This window comes from Deltaproteobacteria bacterium (genome assembly GCA_016875225.1).
Classification (GTDB): domain Bacteria; phylum Myxococcota_A; class UBA9160; order SZUA-336; family SZUA-336; genus VGRW01.
This window is the reverse complement of record VGRW01000113.1, coordinates 1-8,269: the sequence shown is the minus strand read 5'-3', so window position 1 is coordinate 8,269 and position 8,269 is coordinate 1. Positions and strand designations below refer to the sequence as shown.

Here is an 8,269-nt window from a genome sequence, read left to right as displayed (position 1 = left end):
CGTCGTCGACGGCGGCGGAGTCACGTCCCCCTGCGCGCCCGACTCCGTGCGCGCGAGCGCGGCCTCCTGCTCACGGGTCTCTCGCTCCAGCGCGTCGAGCTCCGCCTCCGTCGGCAGGAGCTCCTCTTGCGCAGGCCCGCCGAGCCAGGCGTCGATGCGACCGCTCGAGTACAGCCAGGAGCCCGCCGCGCCCGCGGCCAGAATCAGCGCGAGCGCGGCGATCCATCCGGAGCTCCGGCGGGGCCTGCGCCGCGCGGGCGACGGTGTCTCGCTCGTGACCGAGCCGCGCAGATCGGCCGGCGGCGTCTGCGCGGAGCGGTCGCGCTGGACCTTGCGCAGCGCGTCGAGGATCGTGCTCACCGCGCTTCCTCGAGCTCGCGCAGCCGCGGAGTGGTGTAGTCGAGCGACTGGTACAGAGCGACCAGCGTCTCGGGACCGAGCTGATCGCTGGGCTCCAAGCCGTGCGTGCGCTGGAACACGCGCAGGGCGCTCGAGGTGAGCTCGTCGAACTCCTCGCTCGCATCCCCGGGCTCCAAGTATCCGAGCTCGGCGAGCCTGGCCTGCAGCCAGCGGATCGGGCGGCCTTTCATTCCGGGCAGAAGCACGGGCACCGACTCGAAGTTGGTCCAGAGATAGAACGTGCGACCGGTCCAGCTTCGCTCGAGCTCGGCCAGCGGCAGCGCGACCGCCTCGCCGGCGATCTGCAGCTGCGCCGTGCCCGCGTCGTCCAGGCCGAGCAGCGCGACGTAGCGGCGCTCGCCGGGGCGCGACTCGAACTCGAGCACGGCGGGAAGATCCAGGCTGGTCAGCATCTGGAGACCTCCGCGCAGCGAGAGCACGTTCAGCGGCGCAATCGCGCGCACGGCGTCGGAATAGCGATCGGGATCGAGCTCGGCGCCGATCGGCTTGTCGTAGCCCCAGGCCATGAGCAGCGCCTGCATCGCCTCCGCGGCGCTCACGAGCTCCCCGCGCGCATCGACCCCGATGCCGAGAGCCGGCGCGGAGGAGACCGGCGCGATCGCCGTGGCCGCGCTCTCCTGGGAGTCGAGCGCGACACGCGGCGTGAACGCGGTGACGGCGAGCCCGAGCAGCACTCCGATCGCGACCAGGCCGAACGCGATCGGAAGGCGCAGACCCCCTCGCGAAAGCCCGAGATCTCCGTCGCGGGCAGCTCGCGCGAAGCCCGGCGCACCAGTCTCGCGTCGATCTGCCGGCTGCCTTCGGAGTAGCCCGCGAGCAGGGCGCGGTCCGCGACCGCGTTGATCAGGCGCGGAATGCCGCGCGAGACGCGCGTGATCGCGCGCACCGCTCCGGGCGTGAAGATCTGCGGATCCGAAAGGCCGGCGACGCGCAGCCGGTGCTCCAGATACTCGCCGACCTCGCTTCGCGTGAGCGCGCGCAGGCTCCAGCGGACCGTGATGCGCTGGCGCAGCTGGCGAAGATCCGAGCGCGCCAGATTCTCCTCGAGCTCGGGCTGCCCGATCAGCACGATCTGCAGGAGCTTTGCGCGGTCGGTCTCGAGGTTCGAGAGCAGCCTCACCTGCTCGAGCACCGCCGGGTCGAGGTTCTGCGCCTCGTCGATCACGAGCAGCACGCGCCGGCCCGCGGCGTTCTTCTCGAGCAGGAATCGATTCAGCGACTCGAGCAGCTCGGTGCGCGTTCGCACCGCCGTCGGCAGGCCGAACTCGCGATTGATCGCGGAGAGCAGCTCGAGCTCGCTCGGGCTGGGATTGAAGATGTAGGCGATCTCGGCGCCCTGCCCGATCCGATCGAGGAGCGTCCGGCACAGCGTGGTCTTGCCCGTGCCGACCTGGCCGATCACCTCGATGAAGCCCTCGCCCTCCTCGATCCCGTACAGAAGGTGCGCGAGCGCCTCGCGATGAGAGGCGGACAGGAACAGGTAGCGGGGGTCCGGCGCGAGCGAGAAGGGCTTCTCGCGAAGGCCGTAGAACCCGGTGTACATCGAGCTTGCTCCTAACCTGCTGAACTTCGGCGGGTCGCCGGGCAGGGTGATACTCTGCGCCGCGTATGTCCAACCCCCCGCGCGGAAACGGGATCGCCGGCGTCGACGTCGGCGCGAGCCTGTGCAAGCTCGTCCTCTCGGGCGAGAGCGAGTCGCGCGCGAGGCGATTCCCGTCTTCCGATCTGCGCGGCGTGCGCGCCTGCCTCGGCGAGTGGAAGCCGGAGCGGGTGATCGCGACCGGCGGAGGCGCGGCGAGGCTCGAGCGCGAGCTCGCGCACCTGCGCGTGCACACGGTTCCGGAGTTCGCCGCCTGGGCGCGCGGGGCTCCGCTGCTCGCCGCGCGAGAAGGGCTCGACCTGCCGGGTCACTATCTGCTGGTCTCGCTCGGCACCGGCACGTCGGTCCTGTCGCTCGAGGGCGGCTCCGCGAAGCGCGTCGGCGGCAGCGCGCTCGGCGGCGGAACCCTGCTCGGCCTGGGCCGGCTTCTGCTCGGCGTCGAGACGTTCGAGGAGATCTGCGCGCTCGCGTCGCGCGGGGATCGGCGCCGCGTCGACCTGCTCGTCGGCGACATCTACCCGAGCGGTGAGATCTCCCTTCCGCTCGACCTGAACGCGTCCAGCTTCGCCAAGCTCGACTCGCGCGACCCCGCCGATCTCGCGCACGCGCTGATGGGAATGCTCGGCGAGAACATCGCGCTGATCTGCGGCACGCTCGCGCGCAGCCACTCGGCGCAGGCCGTGGTCTACTGCGGCTCGACGCTGGTCCACAATCCGGAGCTGCGCGAGACACTGCAGTGGGTGACCACGGCCTACGGCGCGCAGCCGCACTTCCTGGACGCGGGCGCGTACTGCGGTGCGTACGGAGCCGCCGCGCTCGCGGACGAGATTCCGGCGCATCCGGCCTAGCCCGCGCCCTCGCGCCGGCGCTCGAGTCGGTGCAGGCGGTCGCGCAGGACCTTCAGCTCCTCGTTCGCGCTCGCGAAGCGCTGCTCGAGCTCGAGTCGCGCGCGCACTTCCTCGTCGAGTCGCTTCTCGAGCAGCGCCTCGTGGTCGCCGACCGGCAGGATTTCGGCGGGGGAGATCTCGTCGGCGTGGCTCGGAAAAGTCTCGCGGCCCTCGTCCTCTTCCGCGAAGAGCGCCGAGACCGACGGCTCCGCGCTGGCCGCGCGCCGACGCGCGAGCAGGACGCCCGCCGCGATCAGAAACGCCAGAGCCAGAAGCGCTCCGAGCACCAGCCCATACGGGAAGGGCGCCCCCGGGGTCTGCGTCACGGGAACGACCGAGGGCACGGGCGCTGCAGCAGGCTTCGGGGCGGGTGCGGGAACGGGGACGGGGACGGGCGGTGCCTCGACGACGGGCGCGGGTTCAGGCGTCGGTGCCGGCTCCGGCACCGCTTCGGGCTCGGGCTCGACCGCGAGCGGGCCGAGCGTCTTTGCCGGCTCGAGCGCGCGCGATCCGGCGGGCGCCTCGAACTTGGCCAGCCCGGGCTCCGCGAAGTCGACCACCAACCGCGGCGGATTGGAAAGCGTGTAAGCGCGAACGCTTCGCGACCGCGGCTCGACCGCGACGTGCGTACCGCCCTTCATCTGCGTCACCGAGACCGTGCCCACGTGCGCAAGCCCCGTCGAGATCACCCGGCTGGCCTGCGCGGGCGCGGCCGCGATGTAGAAGCTCTCCTCGCCCGGCTCGGGGCCGTTCTCCCAGACCACCTCGACGTCGCCGTCGAGCTCGATCACCAGGCGCTCGAATCCGGAGTGCTCGCCCACGCGGACGTCGCGGATCCGCGCCGGCGCGCCGCCGTCCGCGCGCGCGGGCTCGTGCGCGATCGCGAACGAGGCGAAGAGCACGACGAGAATCAGAGCTGCGCGCTTGGTGCACATCATCTGCCATCCCGTGGATCGGCAAGCGGTGTCGTAAACTACAGGACGCGTATGGTCGGCACGAGCACGGGCACCGGGGCCCGCCCTTGAATCCGGAGCGGGTCGTGGCGCTTCTGGCCGCGCTCGAGCACGCGTTTCGCGAGCTCGACCCGCCGCGAATCGCCGAGCTCCGGAAGGCCGTGTCCGAGCCGCTCGCCCGGCTCGAGGCCGAGCCCGCGCCGCCGGGCGATTCGGGGCCGGCGCTGGCTCGCCTTTCCGAGGCAGCCGCGATCGCCGCGCGCGCCGCGCACCTGTTCTGCGACGAGGCGAAGCCGGAGCAGGCGATCGCGCGCTTCTTCGGGAGCCTGTCCGAGCACGCGCACGCGCAGGCGGCGCTGTACGCGCTGCGCCGCGGGCACGCCTCGATCGGGCGCTACTTCGCGCTTCCGGAGTGGCACGAACGGCTCGACGAGCTCGATCCCGCGCCGCGCGACGGCGTGCGCGTCGGCCTCTTCGAGGCGGGAAGCGCAGGCGGCGGCGCGCGCACCACCGCCTTCTACGTGCCGGAGCGCTACGAGCCGAGCCGCGCCTGGCCGCTCGTCGTGGCGCTTCACGGCGGCGGTGGAAGCGGACGCGACTTCCTCTGGACCTGGCTGCGCGAGGCGCGAAGCCGCGGCTACCTGCTGCTCGCTCCGAGCTCGCAGGGCAGCACGTGGAGCTTTCTCGGCCCGGACGTCGACGCGGTGCGGCTGCGCGGGCTGATCGACGGGCTCTGCGAGAACTGGAACGTCGACCGCTCGCGCATCCTGCTGACCGGGCTCTCGGATGGCGGGACCTACGCGCTCTACCGGGGCCTGGCGGAAGGCGCCGAGTTCGCGGCGCTCGCTCCCGGATCCGGCGTCCTGCACCCGTCGAATCTCAGCAACGGAAATCTCGACCGCGCGCGGGCGAAGCCGATCTACCTGATGCACGGCGCGCGGGACTGGATGTTCCCGGTGCAGGTCGCGCGGCTGGCGCGAGATCTGCTGCTGCGCGCGGGCGCGCGGCTGGTCTACCGCGAGATCGCCGACCTGTCCCACGCGTGGCCACGCGAGGAGAACGCGCGCATCCTCGACTGGTTCGAGCAATTGCGGCCGCCGCCCGGCACGTGACACCATCTCGCGAGCGCCCCGGCTGGTTGACCCTCCCCGGGAAACAGGTAAAGTGCGGCACCCCATGTACGCGGTCGTGAGAACAGGCGGAAAGCAGGTCCGGGTCCAGCCCGGCGATCTGGTCGATCTGGACCTGATCGAAGGCGAGCCGGGCCAGCGCGTCGAGCTCGCCGAGGTCCTGATGATCGGGGGCGAGCAGATCACCGTCGGACGGCCGCTGGTCGCCGGAGCGAAGGTCGTCGCGACCATCCAGGGCGATGCCAAGGGCCCGAAGCTGCGCATCTTCAAGTTCAAGCGGCGCAAGCGCTATCGCCTGACCAAGGGGCACCGCCAGCACTTCACGCGCGTGAAGATCGACTCGATCGAGGTCTAGAAATGGCGCACAAGAAGGGTCAGGGCAGCACGCAGAACGGGCGCGACAGCAACTCGCAGCGCCGCGGCACCAAGGTCTACGCGGGCCAGCCGATCCGCGCCGGCGGAATCATCGTGCGCCAGGTCGGCTCGGTCATCCATCCGGGCCGCGGCGTGGGAATGGGCCGCGATTTCACGCTCTTCGCGCTTCGCGACGGCATCGTGAAGTTCTCGGACAGACGCAACCAAAAGCTCGCTTCCGTAGTCGACATCTAAGGCTTCGGAGCGAACTCCCCGCCCTCCGGGGGGCTATCATCGGCGGTCATGTCGTCCCCGGACTTCATCGACGAGTGCCGCATTCACGTGAAGAGCGGCGACGGCGGGCGCGGCTGCTGCTCGTTCTGGCGTGAGAAGTACGTGCCGCGCGGCGGACCCGACGGCGGAACCGGGGGCCGCGGCGGCTCGGTGAGCCTGGTGGCTGACAGCTCGCTGGCCACGCTCCTCGACACCCACGGGCGCAAGTTCTACCGGGCCGACCGCGGCAAGCACGGCTCGGGCGGGCGCAAGGACGGCCGCGGCGGCGAGGACGTGCTGATCCGCGTGCCGCTCGGCACGGTCGTGAAGGACGACGAGACGCGCGCCGTGCTGGTCGAGCTGATCGCGCCCGGACAGACCTGGCTCGCGGCCCAGGGCGGACGCGGCGGTCGCGGCAACGCATGCTTCGCCACGCCGACGAACCAGGCCCCGATCACGGTCGAGCCGGGCACTCCCGGCGAGGAGCGCTGGCTGCGGCTCGAGCTCAAGGTGCTGGCCGACGTGGGGCTGCTCGGGTTTCCGAACGCGGGCAAGTCGACGCTGATCTCGCGCGTCTCGGCCGCGCGCCCGAAGGTCGCAAGCTACCCGTTCACGACGCTGCACCCGCACCTGGGCATGGTCGAATCCGGCGGAGCCCGCTTCGTGATCGCCGACATCCCCGGGCTGATCCCGGGCGCGCATCGCGGCGCGGGACTCGGGCACCGCTTCCTGCGCCACGTCGAGCGCACGCGATTGCTCGTGCACCTGCTCGACCCCGAGCCGGCGCTCGCGGGGGGCGATCCCAAGCGGAGCCTGGCCGGAGACTACGACGCGCTTCGCGCGGAGCTCGAGGCCTACTCCGCCGAGGGGGCCGCGCGCGCCGAGATCGTCTGCGTCTCGAAGGCGGACCTGATCGCCGACCCGGCCGAGCGAGCGCAGCTCGACGAGGAGCTTCGCGCGCGCGGGCTCGAGCCGGCCTGGATCTCGGCCGCGACCGGCGAGGGCATCGAGGCGCTGGTCCAGCGGCTCGCGCGCGAAGTCGCGCGGCGATGAGCCGATCCGGGCTCGCGCGCGCCAGGCGCGTCGTGGTGAAGATCGGCACCTCGCTTCTGACACCGCCCGGTGACGCGGTCGGCTCGCGCCGCTTCGGCTCGTTCGCAAAGCAGATCGCGGCCGAGATCGCGGGGCGGCGCGAGATCGTGCTGGTCGCGTCCGGCGCGGTCGGGCTCGGCACGCGGCGCCTCGGCCTCGCGCAGCGCCCGCGCTCGATCCCCGGCAAACAGGCCGCCGCGGCGGTCGGGCAGATCGACCTGTGCCGGCGCTTCGAGCGCGCGTTCGCGCGCGAGGGCCTGCTCGTCGGCCAGATGCTCCTCGACCACGCGGGCTTCGCGGATCGCGAGCGCTTCCTGAACGCGCGCCGCACGCTCGCGCAGCTTCTCGCCGACGGCGTCGTGCCGATCATCAACGAGAACGACTCGGTCGCGACCGAGGAGCTGCGCTTCGGCGACAACGACCAGCTCGCAGCACAGGTGGTGAACACGTGCGGCGCGGATCTGCTGATCCTGCTCACCGACATCGACGGCCTGCACGACCGCGACCCGCGCGAGCCGGGCGCGAAGCGCATCTCCGAGGTCGCCGAGGTGAGCGCGAAGCTGCTCGCGATCGCCGGCGGTGAGGGCAGCGCGATGAGCACCGGCGGAATGCGCTCGAAGCTGCTGGCCGCGCGCGCGGCCAGCCGATTCGGCGTGCCGACCGTGATCGCCGACGGCCGCGCGCGCGGCGTGCTGCGCCGCATCCTCGAAGGCCAGGACGTGGGCACGCTGGTCCGCGCGGCCACGGATTCGCTCTCCTCGCGCAAGCACTGGATCGCCTTCACGCTGAAGCCCCGCGGAGAGCTCTCGCTCGACGCAGGGGCCGTGCGTGCGCTTCGCGAGCGCCGCGCGAGCCTGCTCCCCGCTGGCGTGACCCGCGTCAGCGGGCGCTTCGGCATCGGCGACCTGGTCGCCTGCGTCACGCCCGAGGGCGAGGAGATCGCGCGCGGGCTCGTCTCCTACGACGCGCGCGAGATCGCGCGCATAAAGGGCCAGAAGACCTCGCAGATCGCCGAGCTTCTCGGCTACTCAAACGGCGACGAGGTCATCCACCGCGACAATCTGATCGTGCTCTAAGCGCGCGGCGCGCGGTGACGGGGCAGGGAGCGTCGAGGCGTCTCGCGTGCTCGGTCCTGACTGACCGTTTTGGGCGGCCACCGGGGCAGCGCTGCCGAACGGACGATCCCCGTCACTTGGCGCCACTGGGCCTAATGGATTTTAGACGGCGCATCCTTGGGGTCTTCGCTACTCGCCTCAGAACGATAATCCGGTCACGCGGTGTCGCTCTTCCCTTGCGTTCGTTACCCCAGATCCGTGTGGTCTTGGTTGACTCGTCGTAGTCGTCCTTGGAGATCTCTACTAGCTCAAAGGGAACGAGGTCCTCGATCTCTTCCCAGATACGGACAGCCAGTGGCACACATTGACCTGCTTCCACAACGTCCCCAACCACCAGAGCGAGAATCCCGTTCAATCGCATTATCTGGCCGGAGGAAGCAAGGAAGTTGGAGGTCAAGCGGCTTTAAGTGTGTAGAAGTTCTTGGGCGCGGAGAGCGCGTACCCC

At 71.2% G+C, this 8,269-nt stretch carries 10 protein-coding genes; 6 read left to right on the top strand and 4 right to left on the bottom strand.

Translation table 11 applies throughout. The features are described 5' to 3' along the window. The 3 genes from FJ108_17035 to FJ108_17025 all read right to left on the bottom strand — a co-directional run. Positions 1 to 360: hypothetical protein (locus FJ108_17035; GenBank protein MBM4337594.1), on the bottom strand; the 360-nt coding region annotated here is incomplete at its 3' end. After that, entirely contained in the window at positions 357 to 959 is a 603-nt protein-coding gene (locus tag FJ108_17030) for a peptidoglycan-binding protein (GenBank protein MBM4337593.1), read from the bottom strand. The genes FJ108_17030 and FJ108_17035, both read right to left, overlap by 4 nt. Continuing rightward, positions 956 to 1,963: an ATPase gene (locus FJ108_17025; protein ID MBM4337592.1), complete on the bottom strand. Its 1,008-nt coding sequence runs from the start codon at positions 1,961 to 1,963 to the stop codon at positions 956 to 958. The genes FJ108_17030 and FJ108_17025 overlap by 4 nt, the downstream gene beginning before the upstream one ends. Positions 1,964 to 2,028: 65 nt before the next feature. Here FJ108_17025 and FJ108_17020 point away from each other — a divergent pair, with 65 nt between their 5' ends. Beyond that, a complete protein-coding gene (locus FJ108_17020) occupies positions 2,029 to 2,868 on the top strand; it encodes a hypothetical protein (GenBank protein ID MBM4337591.1) in 840 nt (279 codons plus the stop codon). Here FJ108_17020 and FJ108_17015 read toward each other — a convergent pair. Continuing rightward, on the bottom strand, positions 2,865 to 3,845 hold the full coding sequence (locus tag FJ108_17015) for a hypothetical protein (GenBank protein MBM4337590.1): 981 nt from the start codon (positions 3,843 to 3,845) through the stop codon (positions 2,865 to 2,867). The two genes, FJ108_17020 and FJ108_17015, sit on opposite strands and share 4 nt — an antisense overlap. An 83-nt stretch (positions 3,846 to 3,928) precedes the next feature. Here FJ108_17015 and FJ108_17010 point away from each other — a divergent pair, with 83 nt between their 5' ends. The 5 genes from FJ108_17010 to proB all read left to right on the top strand — a co-directional run bounded on the left by FJ108_17010 (position 3,929) and on the right by proB (position 7,785). After that, complete coding sequence (locus FJ108_17010) at positions 3,929 to 4,972, top strand: phospholipase (GenBank protein ID MBM4337589.1); 1,044 nt, start codon at positions 3,929 to 3,931, stop codon at positions 4,970 to 4,972. A gap of 64 nt (positions 4,973 to 5,036) precedes the next feature. Continuing rightward, positions 5,037 to 5,345: a 50S ribosomal protein L21 gene (gene rplU, locus FJ108_17005; GenBank protein ID MBM4337588.1), complete on the top strand. Its 309-nt coding sequence runs from the start codon at positions 5,037 to 5,039 to the stop codon at positions 5,343 to 5,345. Between the two features lie 2 nt (positions 5,346 to 5,347). Further along, complete coding sequence (locus FJ108_17000; GenBank protein ID MBM4337587.1) at positions 5,348 to 5,599, top strand: 50S ribosomal protein L27; 252 nt, start codon at positions 5,348 to 5,350, stop codon at positions 5,597 to 5,599. Positions 5,600 to 5,647: 48 nt separating this feature from the next. Then, a complete protein-coding gene (gene obgE / locus FJ108_16995; protein MBM4337586.1) occupies positions 5,648 to 6,670 on the top strand; it encodes a GTPase ObgE in 1,023 nt (340 codons plus the stop codon). Beyond that, positions 6,667 to 7,785, top strand: a complete 1,119-nt coding sequence (gene proB, locus FJ108_16990) for a glutamate 5-kinase (GenBank protein MBM4337585.1) — start codon at positions 6,667 to 6,669, stop codon at positions 7,783 to 7,785. Before obgE ends, proB begins: the two co-directional genes overlap by 4 nt. The last annotated feature ends 484 nt before the right edge of the window (positions 7,786 to 8,269 follow it).

Excerpts from the sequence above, each read along its gene's own strand:
- proB (MBM4337585.1), top strand. The coding sequence starts at position 6,667 with ATGAGCCGATCCGGGCTCGCGCGCGCCAGGCGCGTCGTGGTGAAGATC.
- FJ108_17020 (MBM4337591.1), top strand. The coding sequence starts at position 2,029 with ATGTCCAACCCCCCGCGCGGAAACGGGATCGCCGGCGTCGACGTCGGC.
- rplU (MBM4337588.1), top strand. The coding sequence starts at position 5,037 with ATGTACGCGGTCGTGAGAACAGGCGGAAAGCAGGTCCGGGTCCAGCCC.
- FJ108_17025 (MBM4337592.1), bottom strand. The coding sequence starts at position 1,963 with ATGTACACCGGGTTCTACGGCCTTCGCGAGAAGCCCTTCTCGCTCGCG.
- FJ108_17015 (MBM4337590.1), bottom strand. The coding sequence starts at position 3,845 with ATGATGTGCACCAAGCGCGCAGCTCTGATTCTCGTCGTGCTCTTCGCC.
- obgE (MBM4337586.1), top strand. The coding sequence starts at position 5,648 with ATGTCGTCCCCGGACTTCATCGACGAGTGCCGCATTCACGTGAAGAGC.
- FJ108_17000 (MBM4337587.1), top strand. The coding sequence starts at position 5,348 with ATGGCGCACAAGAAGGGTCAGGGCAGCACGCAGAACGGGCGCGACAGC.